The 19,948-nt window shown below is 29.6% G+C and carries 15 protein-coding genes; 10 read left to right on the top strand and 5 right to left on the bottom strand.

All coding sequences use genetic code 11. The features are described from left to right. Positions 1-250: 250 nt before the first annotated feature. Positions 251-6,763, bottom strand: a complete 6,513-nt coding sequence (locus Q0049_RS11205) for an MG2 domain-containing protein (protein WP_298119730.1) — start codon at positions 6,761-6,763, stop codon at positions 251-253. A gap of 133 nt (positions 6,764-6,896) precedes the next feature. On the opposite strand from Q0049_RS11205, the gene Q0049_RS11210 reads away from it, so the two are divergent. From Q0049_RS11210 to Q0049_RS11220, 3 genes are all read left to right on the top strand, one after another. After that, complete coding sequence (locus Q0049_RS11210; RefSeq protein WP_298119731.1) at positions 6,897-7,586, top strand: tetratricopeptide repeat protein; 690 nt, start codon at positions 6,897-6,899, stop codon at positions 7,584-7,586. Positions 7,587-7,681: 95 nt separating this feature from the next. Continuing rightward, positions 7,682-9,037 carry a Mur ligase family protein gene (murC, locus tag Q0049_RS11215; protein ID WP_298119733.1) on the top strand — a complete coding sequence of 452 codons (1,356 nt, stop codon included), beginning with the start codon at positions 7,682-7,684 and terminating at the stop codon, positions 9,035-9,037. 100 nt (positions 9,038-9,137) lie between these two features. Next, positions 9,138-9,449, top strand: a complete 312-nt coding sequence (locus Q0049_RS11220) for a GIY-YIG nuclease family protein (RefSeq protein WP_298119735.1) — start codon at positions 9,138-9,140, stop codon at positions 9,447-9,449. A gap of 96 nt (positions 9,450-9,545) precedes the next feature. On the opposite strand, the gene Q0049_RS11225 is transcribed toward Q0049_RS11220, so the two are convergent. Next, entirely contained in the window at positions 9,546-10,175 is a 630-nt protein-coding gene (locus tag Q0049_RS11225) for a DUF1287 domain-containing protein (RefSeq protein WP_298119736.1), read from the bottom strand. A gap of 95 nt (positions 10,176-10,270) precedes the next feature. Between Q0049_RS11225 and radC the strand changes: the two genes are divergently transcribed. The 6 genes from radC to Q0049_RS11255 are packed head-to-tail and all read left to right on the top strand — an operon-like array spanning position 10,271 to position 14,814. After that, the gene (gene radC / locus Q0049_RS11230; RefSeq protein ID WP_298119738.1) at positions 10,271-10,954 is read left to right on the top strand and encodes a DNA repair protein RadC; all 684 of its coding nucleotides are present in this window, start codon (positions 10,271-10,273) and stop codon (positions 10,952-10,954) included. 56 nt (positions 10,955-11,010) lie between these two features. Next, positions 11,011-11,643 (top strand): ABC transporter ATP-binding protein, encoded by a 633-nt coding sequence (locus Q0049_RS11235; protein WP_298119740.1) that lies wholly within the window; start codon positions 11,011-11,013, stop codon positions 11,641-11,643. A 1-nt stretch (position 11,644) separates the two neighbouring features. Beyond that, positions 11,645-12,904 (top strand): FtsX-like permease family protein, encoded by a 1,260-nt coding sequence (locus Q0049_RS11240; RefSeq protein ID WP_298119741.1) that lies wholly within the window; start codon positions 11,645-11,647, stop codon positions 12,902-12,904. Continuing rightward, positions 12,897-13,379: a hypothetical protein gene (locus Q0049_RS11245; RefSeq protein ID WP_298119743.1), complete on the top strand. Its 483-nt coding sequence runs from the start codon at positions 12,897-12,899 to the stop codon at positions 13,377-13,379. Before Q0049_RS11240 ends, Q0049_RS11245 begins: the two co-directional genes overlap by 8 nt. Further along, complete coding sequence (locus Q0049_RS11250; protein WP_298119745.1) at positions 13,380-14,069, top strand: YjjG family noncanonical pyrimidine nucleotidase; 690 nt, start codon at positions 13,380-13,382, stop codon at positions 14,067-14,069. A 1-nt stretch (position 14,070) separates the two neighbouring features. After that, on the top strand, positions 14,071-14,814 hold the full coding sequence (locus Q0049_RS11255; protein WP_298119747.1) for a hypothetical protein: 744 nt from the start codon (positions 14,071-14,073) through the stop codon (positions 14,812-14,814). 15 nt (positions 14,815-14,829) lie between these two features. Here Q0049_RS11255 and Q0049_RS11260 read toward each other — a convergent pair whose 3' ends face one another. Then, positions 14,830-16,107 (bottom strand): replication-associated recombination protein A, encoded by a 1,278-nt coding sequence (locus tag Q0049_RS11260; protein ID WP_298119748.1) that lies wholly within the window; start codon positions 16,105-16,107, stop codon positions 14,830-14,832. A 273-nt stretch (positions 16,108-16,380) separates the two neighbouring features. Between Q0049_RS11260 and Q0049_RS11265 the strand changes: the two genes are divergently transcribed. Continuing rightward, positions 16,381-17,166 carry a rhomboid family intramembrane serine protease gene (locus tag Q0049_RS11265; RefSeq protein ID WP_298119750.1) on the top strand — a complete coding sequence of 262 codons (786 nt, stop codon included), beginning with the start codon at positions 16,381-16,383 and terminating at the stop codon, positions 17,164-17,166. 137 nt (positions 17,167-17,303) lie between these two features. On the opposite strand, the gene rlmB is transcribed toward Q0049_RS11265, so the two are convergent. Together rlmB and Q0049_RS11275 are read right to left on the bottom strand one after the other, a co-directional pair. Further along, the gene (gene rlmB / locus Q0049_RS11270) at positions 17,304-18,038 is read right to left on the bottom strand and encodes a 23S rRNA (guanosine(2251)-2'-O)-methyltransferase RlmB (RefSeq protein ID WP_298119752.1); all 735 of its coding nucleotides are present in this window, start codon (positions 18,036-18,038) and stop codon (positions 17,304-17,306) included. 88 nt (positions 18,039-18,126) lie between these two features. Beyond that, complete coding sequence (locus Q0049_RS11275; RefSeq protein WP_298119754.1) at positions 18,127-19,731, bottom strand: hypothetical protein; 1,605 nt, start codon at positions 19,729-19,731, stop codon at positions 18,127-18,129. Positions 19,732-19,948: the final 217 nt, after the last annotated feature.

Genomic DNA, 19,948 nt, shown 5'->3' on the forward strand with positions numbered 1-19,948 from the left:
GTCATCCCGAGCGCAGTCGAAGGAAAATCAATAAAATTTCAACTCCGAATTAAGTAATTAGTTCGGAGTTTTTTTATGCATCATTTTGTCATTCCGTAGGAATTTCATCCTGTTATTTGTGAGCGAATGGCACGGGAATACTAGGTGTCCATATTCCTGCTTTACGTTACAATAAAAATGCCTTGAAACTATCAAGGCATTTTTATTTTCTCTGCAATCAGGGCTAAATAGTAATTGTATTGAATAAATGTTATTCTTTTACATTAACTCTTATTCCTTTAGAATGACTTTTGAATTCTGGAGCGTACATGCTTTCAATAGTAGTAATTCCGTTTGAAAAATTACCCATATTGTTAACTCTAATGTCATATTCCAAAATATAAGTTCCTTTGTTTATTTTGTCAAAAAAGAAATGAGTGGAAGCATCTTTGGTACACATATAGAACCCTAAGCCATCTTTCCATTTGTATTCAGATATCACATTTGTTGGTTCAAAGCAAGAAGCTCTCATGTCTTTTAAATGAATATATTCCATATCTTCTTTAGTAACTATTATCAATCGAACTGTTACCAAATCTCCTATTTTCAGAGGATTATTTGAATTTATTTTTTGTAATTCCTCGCCTTTGTTGGTAGTTTTCTTTAAATACAATTCTTTAGAAGTAGACAAATTTCCACCAACATTAGTTTTAATCTTATCTAAATCTTCAAAATATTGCCAATACACACCACCAAAACTAGGAACTTTAGATTTGTTTTCAATTGAAATAGATGCCATTTCTGGTTTTATTTCCTCTGCTTTCCAAGTTGTTTTTATGTAACCAGTTTCGGCTTCTTTTTCCTTTTCAGAAAGTTTTTTAGTCATTATTTTTTCATCACCTATTTTGATAATTGTATTATCTTTCACACTCAACCAATCGGTTCCTTTCATCATTAATGCATAAATAGCTTCGGTTGTAGATTTTGTAGTGGGCCAATTTTTAGTTTGTTTGTTTTTCAAAAGCCAAACTTTCATAGCATCAACCGATTTGTTGTCGTTGTCAATTTCAGAAAAGGCTTCAATCAATAAGGCTTGTGTTTCAATTGGCGCTTGATACCAATACCAACCCGATTTGTTTTCTATCCAATACATTCCCCAATCTTCATTGTTAGAAGAAGTTTCTTTTAAACTTTCTAAAATCATTTTGGCAGTTGCTTTTTCTCCAAATCTATTTAAGGTTAAAGCAGCCAAACCTTTCTCGTATAGCGAATAATTCAACCAATTTTCTATTGTGGCATCCAAATATTTTTTTGTTGCAGTTTTTAAAGTGTCTGAAAGTGGATAATCTTCTAAATAAAAACTTCTAGTATACAAATAGTGTAAATTAGAATAAGGATTTGTCCAATTAAATTTCGTTTTTTTCTTTTGATTATCAACAACTTTTTTATGGCTCTCTAAAAATTTGGTATCAATAAATGAAACTCCTTTTTTAACAACTTCATTTATTTTTTCATCAATTTTAATGTTATTAGCTTTTAACTTTTTCAAGTGTCCTAAACCTGCTAAAATATGACGAGTGATATATTCATTTTCTGTTCCTCCATCAAACCAAACAAAACCACCAGATGGATTTTGTTTGTTTTTAAGTTTTTCAAAAGTGGCATCTTGAGTGTTTTTCATATTTTCTAAATCGAACAATAAAGCCAACTTGTTTTTCTTTTCTTCCTCACTTTCCGCATCTTTTAACCAAGGTGTTTCTGCTAAAATCATCGATTTTAATTCTTCATTTTGTTCTAAATTGGAGGTTAATTTGCCTTTGGCTTTCCAATCTTCAAATAGTTTTGCAATTTTTGGATTACTATTAATTATTTCAGTAGCTAAGGAGTTTGCATAAAATTTTGCAAAAGTTTGTTCCGCACATTCATGTTCATATTCCATCAAATATGGCAACGATTGAATAGCAATCCAAGTTGGATTTGAAGTGTATTCCAAAGTAAATTGATGATTGCGAAGTGAAGAGGAAGTGTTATTTTTTAAATTCTCAAACAGATATTCTTTTTTGGAATTTTCTCTAACCCAAATTGGAATACTTTCTGTGACTAATAAATTGTTAGTTAATACAGGTAATATATTTTCTTCGCCATCTGAGTAATTTCCAGCTTTGGCAACAATCTTGTATTGGATGCCTTGCAATCCCTCAGGTATGAAGATTTTCCAATTAATATTTGTACTACCAAAAGCGTTGATTGTGTAATTTTTTATTAAATTTTTATTGAGTAAACTTACATCAATTGATTTCATTGTGGTAGCGTCAAAAAACTGTAAACTAGTAATGCCTGTTTTTGTGCTTTTTGTCATATTACTAATTTTTGCTGAAATTATTATAGTATCTTTTTCTCTAAAAAACCTAGGCATGTTTGGGACTACCATAATTTCTTTTTGAGTTATTACCGTTTTTTGTAAATAATTTGAATTACCTTTTTTTGTGTGTGCAAATAATCTAAATTTCCATTGAGTCAGTGCTTCAGGTGAAGAAAAATTAACACTTACAGTTCCATTGTCATTAGTTTTTAAATGTGGGAAAAAGAATGCAGTTTCAGATAAGTTTGTTCTAGTTTCAACTTGCATCAACTGTTGAAGTCCTTTTTTTGTTGTTATAATTAGTGCGCCATTTTTTCCTTGACTTCCATATAATTGAACAGCATTACTACCTTTTAAGACTTTTACATCTATGATTTCATCAGCGTTTAAAGTATTTAAAAAGTTTGATTCTTTTATTATTCCATCAATAACTAACAGAACATTATTTTCTTCACTTATTGATTTATAACCTCTTAATACAATACTCGTTGAAGGATTAGTACCGTTATTTTTTGTGATAATATTTAAACCTGAAACTTTACCAGCTAAAGCAGTAACAGCGCTTGTTGGAGCAGCAACTTCTAGTTCTTCTTTTTCAACTTTCTGAGAAGAGTAAGCTAATTTTTTTGTTTGAATTTTTCTTCCGAATGATCCAACTACTACTTCATCAATCTTCTTAATATTTTCAATTAACTGAATACTGATTTCATTATTTATATTTTTAGTAATTGGAAATGTTGTTGATTCATATCCAGAAAATGAGATTATCATAGTTTCTCCCTCTTTAGCTTCAATTTCAAAATATCCATCAACATCAGAATTTACGTGTCTAATTGTGTTCTTTATAACAATATTTGCACCCGGTAATGGTCCAGAATCATCAGAAATAATTCCGGATATAAGTTTTGAATTTTTTGGTTTTTTAGCTTTTTTAGTTATTTGTTTATTATATTCCTCTTTTGTAATTGAGTTTTCCGAGTTATTAAAATCAAATCCAAACCAAATTAAACTTGTTTTATTGTTTTTAGGATAATATATTGGAGAAATCAATGTATTATTGATGTAGAATGTTATGTCTACTTTTTCGAATCCAAGTGCATTTTTACCATAATAGTTGTTATTTGAATATAATTTTGAATTTAAACTATTCCAATTTTTTATTGCAAATTTATCTAATGAACTATCATACATGGATGCTAAAACTTCTAAAGGAATATTTTTACCATCTTCTTTGATTGAAAATAACCAATTTTCTTTTGAGTTTGGCTCAATTTTATTTCTGAATGTTTCTGTTTCAATTGAAATTTCTGGTAACACATCCACAAGTTCAATGCTTCGTTCAAATTTAAAATATTGGTTTTCAAAAATGGTTTCAAACGCAATTAAAATCTCATTTTTAAATTTTTTTTCAAGTGGAATTTTGATTTCATATTCAAAGTCTTTTAATGAAATTGTTTCCTCAAAAATTAAAGAATTTGAATAAATTCCAACACAATTTAAATACAAATCAGGTACAGCTGAATTAATTTTAATTTTTATAAATCCATCTTTTAATGGGTTTTCGTTTAATTGTTTTAAAGTAATTAATTCATTTCCTGTTGCTTTTCTGTCATTTGATTGCAAAATTTCAAATATTTTTTCGGATTCTATTAGATTGTTAAATCTGTCTTTTGTAGATAAAATTATTTTGTAATAGCCTGATTTATATTTTGATATAAAATCTAATCCGATCTCGTTATTTATTTGAGTATTTATTTTTTTTGAAAATGTCAAAGTTCCTAACTCATTAGTTAATGATTTTTCTGTATTTTCAAAAGGAAACAATCTGTTGAATTCTTCACTAGATATTGTTTGAATTTCAGGAATTCCAAAAACATTTTTTTTAAATTTATTTGAGTATTCTTTTAAATAATAAATTTTTAAGTCTGCATTGGTCGCGATAAATTGATTATTTAAATTTTTACTGCTAATAACTACTTTATTTTTCTCTGAAGTTATTACCTTATCAGGAACTATAATTTCTAAAATTAATGATTTTTGACCAACATTTATTTTGGTATTGTTTGATTGAGTTTCGCCGTTAATATCTGTAATAGTAGCTTTAACAAGATAAGAAAAAATTACATCATTATCGTTATTATATGATACATCGGGTTTTGCTATAAAATTTATTTTAAAGTTTCCATCATTATCAGTTTTTGTTTCTGATTCATAAATTATTTGATTTGAATATCCATAATAATCATTCCAATTTTCATAAACTTTTCGTTCGATGGTATATTTTACATTTGAATTAGCTATTGAGCTACCTGAAAAGGATTTTGCGTTTCCATTTAATTGTATCTCTTGATTTATTATATAGGTTTCTTTTACATCATCAAATATAATTTCAAATTTAGGTCTCTTATATTCTTCTACTTTAAAAGAAATTGATGAATTAAGTAATTCAGAATTATCCCAAATTGGATGTTCCTCTTTTATTTTATCATATAAAAGATCATCCTCATAATCATCAGGTTCTGATGCATTTATTCTAAAATTACCGGTTAGAATATTTTTAGGTAAAACAAATTCTCCTGAAAATGAACCAAACTCATTTGTAGTAACCTCAAAAGTCTTTATTACCTCAGAGTTAACATCTTTAATTTCAATTTTTAGTAATAAATTTGCTAAAACAGATTTTTCAGTTTCTGATTTTTGTATTATAATTCCCTTAAAAAACACATTTTGACCGGGACGATAAATGGCTCTATCCAAATAAAAATTTACTTCGAATTGTTGTTTTTTATCACTATTAGCATATTTGTCTAAATCATATAAATAGTGTTTATCTATTTGCAATGTATCATTATTGTTGGTAATAGTTATGTCCTTATAATAATTGTAATATTTTTTTTCATCTCTTAAATCATTGTATTCAGCTATTCCATTCTTATTTGTTTTAATATTGAAATCGTCGTTTTTAATAATGCAATTTTCTATTGGTTTCCCTGTTTTTCGATTAAGGACTTGATAGATAATTGTTTTATTTTTTCTATGAGCAATAACACTACTATTTGAAACATGTAATTTTTGGAAATTCCTGTGCATTATTAAAATTTCATTTCCAGTTGTTTCAGCAATTACAATGTAGGTTCCTAATTCTAGTTGAGGTAATAAAACTTCAGTTGTGTAATAAAAATAGTCTTTGTTATTATTCAACGAATAGTCAACAGATTTGTATATTTTATTTTTTAATTTAAAATTGTCATAAACACTGTCTTTTAATAAGTTTGAGTCTTCAAAATTAGAATTTACCTTATAAAATATAAGTTTGTAGTTATCAATATTTTTATAATTAATTTGAGCACGAATATTTTCTTTCTCATAGCAATTTTTTAAAAGAGTCATATTCAAATAACTCTTTGTAATTTCCTTTTTTATTTGTTCAGCTTGATTAATTAATCCCGTTCTATTTTTAAAATTTATTATAGAGTCCAAGATTGAAACAACCTTTTTATTATAATCAGGATGAAGTTCTTTTGATGCAAGACTTTTGTAATAATCACTTTTTTTAAGTAGTATTTCTTGTTGAATTTTCTCGTCTTTACTGCTTTTTTGATAGGTATTAAGTATTTTTAAATATTCAACATCTGTTGAATTCAAATTATTATGAAATAATTTTATTCTTTTAAGTTGATTTTCTTCAGAAATTGAATTTTGAAAAAGTAGTAATAGATATTTTAAATCAATATTACTAATTGTATCGAAATTTGCAGCTTTAAATTTTTCATCTGATTCAATATAAATATTAGAAAATCCTTTAAAATTATACATGTTAATTTTGGTAGATAAATAATCAATATTTTGTTCATTTAGGTAATCATATAATGATAATGAATTGAATTTTTCTTCTGAGATATAGTCGAAAATTGCATCGTATTTTTTGAGCGGAGTGTTTTTTAGAACGGCTTCATTTGTGATGGAATTGTTATAAGATTCTTTTATTTCATTTTCAAAATCATAAAATGTCCAAGTCAAAAAATCTCCCCTTGAAGTACTATTAATTTTTGTCCTATCATATAATTTATATGTATGTTTTTTAACATATTTATCCAAGCATTTAGCATAAATATAATTTAAAATGGCCTTTGAAGGTATTGATGAAGATTTAATTTCTTCATTTAAATTATACAAAATTTTTAGTTGAGCATTTTCGTCAAGGATTTGTGAGTACTTAGATTTATAAAAAAAACATTTTATAATTTGAGCTTCGTTATTAATTAGCTTTGCTTTTTTATAAATTGCCTCAACATCTTTGTTTGCAGATTTTATTTTGCCAAGATTTTCATATTTAACAACTTTTTCCCAGTCGTTGTAATAATTTTGACTCAAAGCGGATAAAGAATAAAGCAAGAATAGAAGTAGTAATTTTTGTTTCATAAAAGATAGTTTCTTTATATAGAGTATTATTTTATCAAAAAGGTTGGAATTGTTTTTTTATTTTATTAAAATTAGTTTAAAAAAATAACTTACTCAAACCATTTTCTTATTTTTGAACATCCAATAACAACCCATGAAATTTCTACCTTTTTTAATTCTACTAATTTCCTTCAATATGATGGCAGAAACTGATTTTGAAAAAGCAGAGAAACTCTACAAACAAGAAAAGTACGAACAAGCTAAAACTCTTTTTGAAAGCTATTTAAAGTCAAATCCTAATCATTACAAAACCGTTGAATATCTTGGAGATATTGCTGGACATCAAAAAAAGTGGGACGAAGCCATCAAGCAATATAAAGTTTTAAAAACTCAGTTTCCTAAGACAGCAAATTATTGGTATAAATATGGTGGAGCTTTAGGAATGAAAGCTAAATCAGTCAATAAATTTAAAGCTTTAGGAATGATTGATGATATTGAAAACGCCTTTCTTACAGCAGCAAAATTAGATGTAAAACATATTGATTCTCGTTGGGCTTTAGTAATGCTTTACATAGAATTACCCGGAATTGTTGGAGGAAGCGAATCTAAAGCCATAAAATATTCTAATGAGTTGATGGAACTTTCAAAAGTAGATGGTTATCTTTCTAAAGGTTATATCGATGAATATTTCAACCGTTATAAAAAAGCCGAAGCTAATTATATAAAAGCACACGAAATTGGCAATTCAAAAACCACTTTTCAAAAATTATATAATTTATATTTGAATAAAATTAAAGACAAAGCGAAAGCAACAAAATTAAAAGAACAATTTGAAAATAAATAATAGTTTAAGATAGTTTAATGACGGTTTGAAATTGTTTAATTTTATAAAAAAAACAACTTTAAACTCTTAAACTCTTAAACCTTTAAACTAGTTTAATGAGAACACATTTCATAGCAATTGGCGGTGCAGCCATGCACAATTTAGCATTAGCATTACACAATAAAGGATATCAAGTTACAGGAAGCGACGACGCTATTTTTGAACCATCAAAATCACGTTTAGAAAAAAAAGGTTTATTACCTGTAGAAATGGGTTGGTTTCCAGAAAAAATCACTCAAGATATTGAAGCAATAATTCTAGGAATGCACGCCAAAGCTGACAATCCTGAATTGTTGAAAGCAAAAGAATTAGGGTTGAAAATCTATTCTTATCCCGAATTTTTATACGAGCAATCTAAAAATAAAACTCGAGTTGTAATTGGTGGTTCGCACGGAAAAACGACCATAACTTCAATGATTTTACACGTAATGCATTATCATAATATTGAAGTTGATTATATGGTTGGAGCGCAATTAGAAGGATTTGACACCATGGTTCACTTAACAGAAAACAACGATTTTATTGTACTTGAAGGCGACGAATATTTATCATCTCCAATTGATAGACGACCAAAATTTCATTTGTATCAACCTAATATTGCATTACTTTCAGGAATTGCTTGGGATCATATTAATGTGTTTCCAACCTTCGAAAATTATGTAGAGCAATTTGAAATTTTTGTAAACCAAATCACGAAAGGTGGAATTCTTGTTTACAATGAAGAAGATCAAACTGTAAAGAAAGTAGCCGAAAATTCTGAAAATCCAATTAGAAAATTGGCTTACAAAACACCAAATTATACGGTCGAAAACGGAACAACAATGTTAGAAACTCCAGAAGGTCCAATGCCAATTGAAGTTTTTGGAGCACACAATTTGAATAATCTTGCTGGAGCAAAATGGATTTGTCAAAATATGGGCGTTGATGAAGCTGATTTCTATGAAGCTATAGCCAGTTTTAAAGGAGCAAGCAAACGTCTTGAAAAAATTGCTGAAGGGAAAGGAAAAGTAGCTTATAAAGATTTTGCACATTCACCAAGTAAGGTTTCAGCAACTACAAAAGCAGTAAAAAATCAATATCCAGATAGAACTTTGATTGCCTGTTTAGAATTGCATACTTACAGTAGTTTAAATGCCGAATTCTTAAAAGAATATCAAGGTGCACTAGACGCAGCTGATGTTGCAGTGGTTTTCTATTCACCAGATGCTGTGAAAATTAAACAATTAGAAGAAGTTACTTATGAACAAATTGCACAATCATTCCAAAGAGAGGATTTAATAATTTACACCAATCCAGCTGATTTTAAGAATTTCCTTTTCAGTCAAAATTTTGATAATTCAGCTTTGTTATTAATGAGTTCTGGTAATTACGGCGGGTTGAATTTTGATGAGGTAAAAGGATTGTTGAAGTAATTTGATTTTGTTATTAAATAATAATCTGAAAAAGAATTTTGAAAAAAAAATACACATACAGTTTGTCATTCCGTAGGAATCTCATTTTAAGTACGTAATTATGATTGAATACACAGAAGGAATTTATTCATTTTATGTTTATATTTTAACAAATAAAAATAGAACTGTTTTATACACAGGCGTAACTAATAATTTAAAATTGCGTTTGAATCAGCACGAAAGTAAATTAAATATAAATAGTTTTACATCGCGATACAATGCACATTTTTTAATTTATTATGAAAAGTTTGGTTGGATTCAAATGGCTATTGAAAGAGAAAAAGAGATTAAGAACCTTTCAAGAGATAAAAAACTAAATTTGATAAAAGAATTAAATCCAAATTTAGAATTTTGTAATGAACATTTTAAATAAAAGATTCCTACGGAATGACAACTTTGCGCTCAGTTTGTCATTCCATAGGAAATCTCACTTACATTTTATCATTCCATAGGAATCTAAAAAAAAACATTACTTTCCATACTTAAAATGTCCAACAATTTTCCAACTAAACAAACAATCTTCTGCGACTTGCCCGCCACCAACATTGTGAACAATCATCGGGTTTCCGTCTATTGATTTTTTGTGAGTTATAATTCCAATATGAGGTAATTTTCCATTAATCATCCAAGCTATAATTTCGCCAGTTTTATAATCATTTGGATTATCTGAAACTTCTAGTTTTTTGCCTTTTCGTTCAAAAAATACTTCAAGATTTGGAACTCTTCTGTGATCAATATTAGTATCTGTTTTTTTCAAACCCCATTTGGTTGGATATTTCGAAAAGTTAGCTTTCATATCTTCGTGAACTTCTTTTTGTAAATCAATTCCAAGTTTTCGGTAAGAACGAATTACCACATCACTACAAACTCCAGTTTTTGCAGGAACGTCACCATTTGGATATTTTAAAGAAACATAATCAGGAGTATAAACTACATTTTCATCAATAATTGAAATGGCAGCATTTGAAAGTTTCTCTTCAAAAGTAGATGGATATTGAATAGTAGTAACTGCAATGTTTTCAACTTTCAAATTATTTTTTTCAGTTTTTTTGCATCCAAAAGAAAAGCAAATTGCAATAAGAATTATAAATAGTTTCATGAAATGTTTTTTAATAAAACGAAATTTATAATCGTTTTATTTTGAACTCATTAAAAAAATATAGTTATTTGTACTTTATAAACGCCAAAATAATTATGTACACACCTATCAATCAATGGGCTGAAGACGATCGCCCAAGAGAAAAATTTCTTCTAAAAGGAAAATCTTCCTTATCCGATTCCGAATTACTTGCTATTTTAATTGGTTCTGGTTCACGAAACGAGAGTGCAGTTCAACTTTGTCAACGCATTTTATTTTCTACTAATAACAATTTAAACCAACTCGGAAAATTATCAATTCAAAAACTCACTGAATTTAAAGGAATTGGTGAAGCTAAAGCTATAACCATTGCAGCAGCATTAGAGTTGGGAAGAAGAAGACGTTCAGAAGATGTTGAGGAACTAAAAAAGATAACTTCTAGCAAAGCAGTTTTTGAGATTATGCAACCTATAATTGGTGAGTTGCCTCATGAAGAGTTTTGGATTTTATATTTGAATAATTCTAATAAAGTCATTCACAAAGCACAACTTTCAAAAGGAGGAATAGTTGGAACGGTTGTAGATGTTAGGATAGTTTTCAAAGTTGCTTTCGAGCAAAATGCTACTTCGATCATTCTTACTCACAATCATCCATCAGGAAAATTAATGGCAAGTCAATCGGATATTGATATTACGAAAAAACTTAAACTTGCTGGAGAACAACTAGAAATTTTGATTTTAGATCATATCATAATCACAGAAAATGGTTATTATAGTTTTCAAGATGAAGGAATATTTTAAGAAAATAGTAAGAAAATAAATGATTTTGTTTGAGTAACTTGCAACATAATTTTTTGATGATGCTACAAACAAAAAACCTCACTTTTTTCTACAATAAAGATACGCAATTTGCCTTTCCAGAATTGAGTTGTGATGCTTCAAATACACTTCTTATTACAGGAAATTCAGGCAAAGGGAAAACAACATTATTACATCTTTTAGCTGGATTGCTCCGACCAAAAAAAGGTGAAATTGTAATAGAAAATACGGATATTAGTTCGCTTTCTGAAAAGCAATTAGATCAATTTAGAGGTTCAAATATTGGTTTAATTTTACAACAATCACATTTTATTGCATCGATGACGGTTATTGAAAATGTGGTTTTAGCATCATGGTTAGCTACTGGTAAACAAGCGGTTAAAAAAGCAGAAAAGTTATTATCCGAATTGGATTTAGAAAATCAAAAGCACAAATTACCTTCTCAATTGAGTATAGGTCAGCAACAAAGAGTTTCCATTGCAAGAGCTTTGATAAATGAACCAAAATTGCTTTTAGCAGACGAACCAACATCGAGTTTAGATGATGAAAATGCCTTTAAAGTTGCTGATTTACTTGAAAAATTATCTAAGGAATACAAAGCTGCATTGGTAATTGTAACTCACGATTCTCGATTAAAAAACAAGTTTTCTAACCAAATAAATCTCAATTAATATGATAGCAAAATTAGCTTGGAGAAACATTTGGTTTAAACCATTAAACACACTTTTAAGTATCATATTATTAGCTTCAAGTGTAGCAATAATTACGGTTTTGATTTTATTGCAAAAACAATTTGAAGAGAAATTTTCAAGTAATATTGATGGTGTAGATTTAGTACTTGGTGCGCAAGGAAGTCCAATGCAATTGATTCTTTCCTCTGTGTATCATATCGATAATCCAACGGGAAATATTAGTTATGATTCGGCTAAAGTATGGATGAATCATCCTTTTATTGAAAAAGCAATTCCGTTAGCATTTGGAGATAATTACCGTGGTTTTAAAATCGTTGGAACCAACTCAGATTATTTAGAAAAATACAAAGCCAAAATTGCTAAAGGAAAATTATTTGATAAAAATTTTGAGGTTGTAGTAGGAAGCGAAGTAGCACAAAAATTGAATTTAAAAGTAGGTGATAAATTTCACGGATCGCATGGTGATGCGGCTGAAGGTGAAGTTCACGAAGATATTGATTATGTAATTACAGGAATTGCTTCTTCAACAGGAAGTGTAATTGATAATTTGATTTTGTGTAATATTCCCAGCGTTTGGCAAATGCATGGAACACATGAAGAAGAAGGACACGTTCATGAAGATGGAGAACATGTTCATACAGAAGCTTGTAATCACGAACATCATGAAACCGATATGACTTTAGATGAGCCAAATATGGAAATTACCGCAGTTTTATTGAAATTTAGAAATAAGATGGGCATTGTAATGTGGCCAAGAATTATTGCTCAGAACACTAAAATGCAAGCAGCTTCACCTGCAATTGAAATTAATAGATTGTTTAGTTTGTTTGGAATTGGTTTAAAAGCGTTAGAATATTTAGCTTATGCTATTATGTTAATTTCAGGAATATCAATATTTATTTCGCTGTATAATCGATTGAAAGAACGAAAATATGAATTTGCTCTAATGCGAATCAATGGAGCAAGTAGATTGCAATTATTAACTTTAATTATGATAGAAAGCTTGATTTTATGTTTCGTTGGATTTATCTTTGGAACAATTTTTGGTAGATTCGCATTAGGATTTATATCAAATTCAGCTGAAGATGATTTCAAAATGGCTTTCAATCCAATGGAAATTGTTTGGCAAAAAGAAACAATGCTGTTAGTAGCAACACTAACAGTAGGGATAATAGCCGCATTAATTCCAGCTGTAAAAGCATATCAATTAAATATTTCAAAAACATTAGCAAATGCATAATTCATTAAAAATAACTTTAGGTTTAGTAGTAGCATTTTTCTTTTTGAGTTTTTCAAGTTCAGATAAAAGTCAATTGGATAAAAATTTTCTTCCATTAAAAGGAGATACTTTAACTTGGAAACAATTAGGCGAAATAAAATACACCATGAAGAAGCATCCAAAATATGGTGAAGTTCAGTTTCCAATTGTAAATGATAAAGTAAAATTAAAAGGAAAGAAAAAAATTTATATTTCAGGATTCATTGTGCCAATTGATAACAAAAGTTATGCATTAAGCAAAAATGTTTTTGCGGCCTGTTTTTTTTGTGGTAAATCCGGACCAGAATCTATTGTTGGTTTAAATTTTAAAGGAGGAACGCCAAAGTTGAAAACCGATCAATACGTTACCATTGAAGGAACTTTTAGATATAATGAAGACGATGCTGACGATTGGATTTATAATTTAGATAATGCTGTAATTGTGAAAGGAAATTAAATGTTTCAAGATAAAATTACGGATATTTTTTTTGATTTAGATCATACACTTTGGGATTTTGACAAAAATTCTGAATTAGCATTTGAAAAAATATTTAAAGAAAATCATCCTGCCATAAATACCAAATTATTTGTTGACATTTATGCACCAATAAATCAAGCTTGTTGGAAATTATACCAAGTTGACAAATTAACTCACGATGAACTTCGTTACAAACGATTGAAAGATTCTTTTGATTTTTTGAGTTATTCTATTTCTGATGAAGAAATCAATCAAATGTCGATTGATTACATTACTTATTTACCTGAAAATAATATTCTTTTCGATGGAGCAAAAGAAGTTCTAGACTACTTAAATTCTAAATACAGACTTCATATTATAACTAATGGTTTTGCAGAAGTTCAATATAAAAAGTTAAAAAATTCAGGTATTTCAGATTATTTTATTTCTGTAACCAATTCAGAAAAAGCTGGAGTTAAAAAACCACATCCAAAAATATTTGAATTTGCATTATCTTTGGCAAATACTCAAAAGGAAAGAAGTATAATGATTGGAGATTGTATCGATGCTGATGTGAAAGGAGCATTGAATTTTGGTATGGAAGCAATTTATTTTAATGATAAGAATGTTCAAATTTCAAATGATATAATCCAAGTAAATCAATTAATAGAATTAAAAAAATATTTTTAAAATGAAAAAGTTAGTAGCGCTTTTAGTATTGGTTTCCACCTTTGGATTTGGTCAAAATTTGAATGATTATAAATATGCACTTGTTCCTGCGAAATTTAGTTTTTTCAAAGAAGCAGATCAGTTTAGATTGAATACTTTAACTAAAATGTTCATGGAAAAATACGGTTTTGAAACCTATTTAGATTCGGAAATTCTTCCGCCAAATTTTGCAAATGAGAATTGTAATAAAGTTTTCGTAGATGTTGAAGAACGAAATACTATTATGGTGACTAAACTTGTAGTTGTTCTGAAAGATTGTAAAAACAATGTTTTATTTATCTCTGAAGAAGGTAAAAGTCGTGAAAAAGAATATAAAGTTGCCTACACACAAGCACTTCGTGAAGCTTTTAATTCATTTAATGCACTACAACACAAATATGTTGAAAAAAAGAAAGTTGAGTCAGAAGTAGTTGCAATAAATAATAAATCTGTTGAAGTTCCAATTGATAAAGAAATGCTTGTTGAGAGTCAAGCTAATACTACTACTTCAAATGCTTTGTTTCCTCAACCTATTGCAAATGGTTTTCAATTAATCAATACTGAACCAAAAGTGATTTATAAAATCTTCAAAACTTCAACTAAAGATTTTTATATCGCCTCAAAAGGAACAAATCAAGGTATTTTCTTTTTAAGAAATAACGAATGGTTTTTTGAATATTATCAAAACGACAAATTAGTTTCAGAAAAAGTAGAGGTGAAGTTTTAAATTGTTTACTAAGGACTAATACCCATACTTATCTTTCCAGCGATTTTTTAAAAATTCTCTCGTTCCATTTTCTCTGGAGTTACTTCCGGGATCATAGAATTTCGTTTCTTTAATTGCATCAGGTAAATATTCTTGTTCACTAAAATTATTGGCATAATTGTGCGAATATTGGTATTCATCACCATAACCCAATTCCTTCATTAATTTTGTTGGAGCATTTCGCAAATGAATTGGAACAGGCAAATCACCAGTTTGTTTTACAACGGCTTGCGCTTCACCAATTGCCATGTAACTGGCATTACTTTTTGGAGAAGTCGCTAAATAAACCGCACACTGACTCAAAATAATTCTACTTTCAGGATAACCAATGGTTGAAACAGCTTGAAATGTATTATTTGCCATAATAAAAGCTGTCGGATTCGCATTTCCAATATCTTCACTCGATAAGATCAACATTCGTCGGGCAATAAATTTCACATCTTCGCCACCTTCAATCATTCTGGCAAGCCAATAAACCGCACCATTTGGATCACTTCCGCGAATAGATTTTATAAACGCAGAAACAATATCATAATGTTGCTCGCCAGTTTTGTCATAAAGAACGGTGTTTTGTTGTACCAATTCTAAAACTTTTTCATTGGTAATTGTAATTTGACCTTCAGGGCTTGCGTTTACAACAAGTTCAAAAATATTTAATAGTTTACGTCCATCGCCACCAGAAAGTCGCAACAACGCTTCCGATTCTTTGATTTTTATTTTTTTGGAAGAAATTATGGTGTCTAATTTCATCGCGCGTTCCAAAAGTGCCAATAAATCTTCCTTAGAAAAAGGATTTAAGACATAAACCTGACAACGTGACAATAACGCCGGAATAACCTCAAAACTCGGATTTTCAGTTGTGGCACCAATTAATGTTACCCAACCTTTTTCGACTGCTGCCAAAAGTGAATCTTGCTGCGATTTGCTAAAACGATGAATCTCATCGATAAATAAAATTGGGTTTTTCGCTGTGAATAATCCGCCACTTTGTTTCGCTTTTTCAATAACATCGCGAATGTCTTTCACACCACTATTTATCGCACTCAATTCATAAAACGGACGATTACTTTGCTTTGCAATAATCTGCGCCAAAGTCGTTTTCCCAGTTCCAGGCGAACCCCAAAAAATCATCGACGGAATAACGCCACGAGCAATCTGTTGCGTCAGCGAACCATTCGGTCCAACCAAGTGCAACTGACTAATATAATCTTCTAATTTCTGCGGACGAATGCGTTCGGCTAAAGGTGCTTCCATGTGGTAAAATTACGGATTTAATTTTTTTGGAGCGAATGGTTTGTTCTTTTTTTGCAATCCGTTTTCCTGCTTTCCGTTCTATCTCGTCTCGTTCCAAAAAACGAGACGGGATGCCACTGCAATCAGGGCTAGAAAGTTTTCCTATTTTGTGAAAAGCAATTTTCAAAACAGCATTTCTTAAAATAGAAACTCTGACAAAATAGCATTAAATGATTATTGGTTGTATTTTTGATAAACATATGTCACACTGAGCTTGTCGAAGTGCTTTTTTCCATGAGACACAATAACGAAATAAACCATTTTAAATTTTCACCATCAACTTGGATTGTACCAACGTTTTTGTTGGTTTTGATTTGGTTTGTATTTTACATAGACAATTCCTTCAACCTAGATTTAAACAATCACGGAATTCTTCCAAGAACGTTCTCAGGATTGCAAGGTGTAATTTTCAGTCCGTTTTTGCACGGCGATTTGAGTCATATTGCTAATAATTCGTTACCACTTTTTATTTTAACAACCGCATTGATTTATTTCTACCGAGAAGTTTCATTGAAAGTTTTAGTTTATGGAATACTTTTTTCAGGAATTATCACTTGGATTATTGGTCGCGAATCTTTTCATATTGGCGCAAGTGGATTAATTTATGTTTTGGTTTCCTTCATTTTTTTTAAAGGAATGATGACACAATATTATCGATTGATGGCGTTATCACTTGCTGTTGTAGTTTTATATGGCGGAATGATTTGGTATGTTTTTCCTGATGTAGACCACAAAATTTCTTGGGAAGGACATTTAGCAGGATTACTCACAGGATTTGTTTTTGCAGTAAAATTCAAAACTCCTGATTATGTAAAAGACATACAATACGAATGGGAGAAACCTGATTTCAATCCGCAAGAAGATGCTTTCATGAAACGATTTGATGAAAATGGAAATTTTGTGAATCCACCAAAACCCGAAGAATTATTGGAATTGGAAGATTTACAGGAAGAAGTTGTTTCACAACCGATTCAGTATGTTTATATTTTTAAAGAAGCGACAGACGATAACAAACAATAAAATGATTGGCTAATTAGCCCTGATAGAAATGAAAATCTCGTCTCGTTTTTTTGAACGAGACTAGATTGTAATGTATAGCAGGAATATGGATTGCTGATAAAGCCCAAGCCATTCGCTCCTCAATAACCCGAAACTTTTTAACCTCTTTGTCTTACAGTTTCATATAAAAAAGCTCCGCAAGCCACAGAAACATTTAGCGAACCTATAGTTCCAAACATTGGTAACTTTCCTTTTGCATCTACAATTTTCAAAACAGATGGATTGATTCCGCGGTCTTCACTTCCCATGATGATGGCAACAGGTTCGTTAAGAGAAATGTCATAAATGCTATCTTCGGTTTTTTCTGTTGCAGCAACAGTTTTAATTCCGCTACCTTGAAGGTAAAAAATGGCGTCTTTTATGTGGTCAACTTTACAAATTGGCACATTAAAAACCGCACCAGCAGATGTTTTTACAGTATCGCCATTCACAGGTGCCGAACCTGTTTTTTGAACTATAATTCCGTCAACGCCAGTACATTCGGCAGTTCTAATTATGGCACCAAAATTTCGAGCATCGCTCAATTGATCAAGGATTAAAAACAGAGGCATTTTTCCGCTCTCAACAACACTGTCAACAAGAGTTTCTAGTTTTACAAACGAGATAGGAGCAATGGTTGCCACCGCACCTTGATGATTATTTGGAGTTAATCGGTTTAATTTTTCTACAGGAACATAAGAGAAATTGATGCTATTTTTTTTCATCGCTTTCATCAATTCCTGCATCAATTCGCTTTGAGCATCACTTTGAACAAAGACTTTATCGATTTCTTTTCCTGCATTTATAGCTTCTATAATTGCTCTAATTCCGAAGATTTGGTTTTCTTTTTCCATGGCGCAAAGGTAGTTATTAGGAATTAAAAATTAAGAATTAAAAATTGATAAAAAACAACTTAATTCATAATTCATAATTTTTAATTACTTAAAAGGTTGCTTTCAGACTAATATGAACAATTGAATTAGAAAGTTTTATGGCTTGTTCGTTAGTACTTCCGTTGGCGTAAATCAAATTGAAAAGTCCGTTTTTTGTCAATAATCCAAATCCGAAACCAAGTCCAAGAAGATTGCCTTTTGTATCGGTAGTTTTATCTTGAAAATAACCATAATCAATGATAGAATGCACATAAATATTTGACGAGAGTACGTAGCGGTATTCGGTTAAAATAGAAGAAAAGATGTTGCCTTGCAAACTATTCTCATTAAAACCACGAATCGAATTGATTCCGCCAAAACGATGCAACTCATTAATAATATAATCATCACTTTGCAAATAGAAATTCTGAGTTTTTAAATTGACGACATTCTTATCATTAAGGTACAAATTGTGTTTTAGATTCAAACTTCCAAAAAACTGTGAATTACTTTGAAATTTAGATTCGCGTTTTCCTGTTCCAATTTTCACACTATAATTACTTTTTTCAGAAAACAGAAAATCATCTTGTTTAAAATCGACAAACTCGAAAGTTGATGTAATAAATTGGTTTTCAAAGTCACTTAAAGTCGAAGTGTTTACATTATTAATATCACTAGATTCAGCCGATTGATAACCTAAATACAATCTGGTATTGTAATTAAAATAATATCCCAAATCAATTGATGTTTGTGTGTTTTGAAAGGTGCTGTCTTGCTTGAAAATATTTAATTGCGCTTTCAAACCAATCGGACTTTTAAAAATATAAGGAAGTTCCAAACCTAGATTAAACGTTTTTTGATCTTCGCCATTACTTTTCCAATACAAAGCTATTTTCTCACCTGAATTTAGAATATTGTTCAAAGTCAAATCCAGATAACCATTAAAAATAACTTTAGAATTTTCATCGTTAGAAAAACCAATAAAACCATCAAAGTTATTCGCTTTAGCTTTTTCTAAATAAACATAAACTTCCGTAGAATCTTTAGTAAACAAAATCTCAGGATATTTAGTCTGCTTCACAAATCGATATTGTTCAATGTCTTTGTACAGTTTTTCCAAATTCTGCTGATTGAAAACTCTTTTTTTATAAAGTCTTTTCAGATTTTTCTTGTGACCTTCAGGAAATTTGTCATATCCATTAATTACAATATCATTCAGTTGACGCTTCTGTTCAGTTTTTACATTCAAGTCTGCAGTAACAAAACCGTTTTTGTTTTTAATGTTTTGTAACTTCACTTTTGCCATCGAAAAACCATTTGTTTCTAATTGCTTCAATGTAGTATTCAAAAAAGCTTCACTTTCAACAAAAGGCAATTTCAAAGTATCATTTTTAACTTCATAAATTCCCCAATTTTTTAAGGCATAATCTTTACCTATATATATATGTATAAAATTAGTTTTTTCACCTATATTATATAAGTAAAAAAAAGTACTATCATTTTCCTTTTTACTTTCTATAATTTCTTGTTCTAAAAAACCAATCTTCAACAACTTTTCCGAAAACAATTTAGTTTCATCAACAACACCTTTGGTATTGCTAAAAGATTTAGTATGACCTACAGAATCGATAACTTTAGTTTGCTTATCATTTTTACCAACAATCTTCAAATGCATATTTTGCCCAAAGTTATTTAGGGAAAAAAAGAAAATAAAAAGTAATGTTAGTTTCTTCATTATAAGGAGCGAATGGCTCGGGTTATATAAGTAATCCATATTCCTGCTGCCTTTCCAAATCTTTTTTGTAATCTCGAGCGCAGTCGAGAGACAAAAAAGGATTTTCCCTTGCATCAGGGCTACAGAGCTATTCATTCTAATTTTTGTTACCGATGTA

Origin of the sequence: Flavobacterium sp., from assembly GCF_027484205.1 — a bacterium.
Lineage (GTDB): Bacteria > Bacteroidota > Bacteroidia > Flavobacteriales > Flavobacteriaceae > Flavobacterium.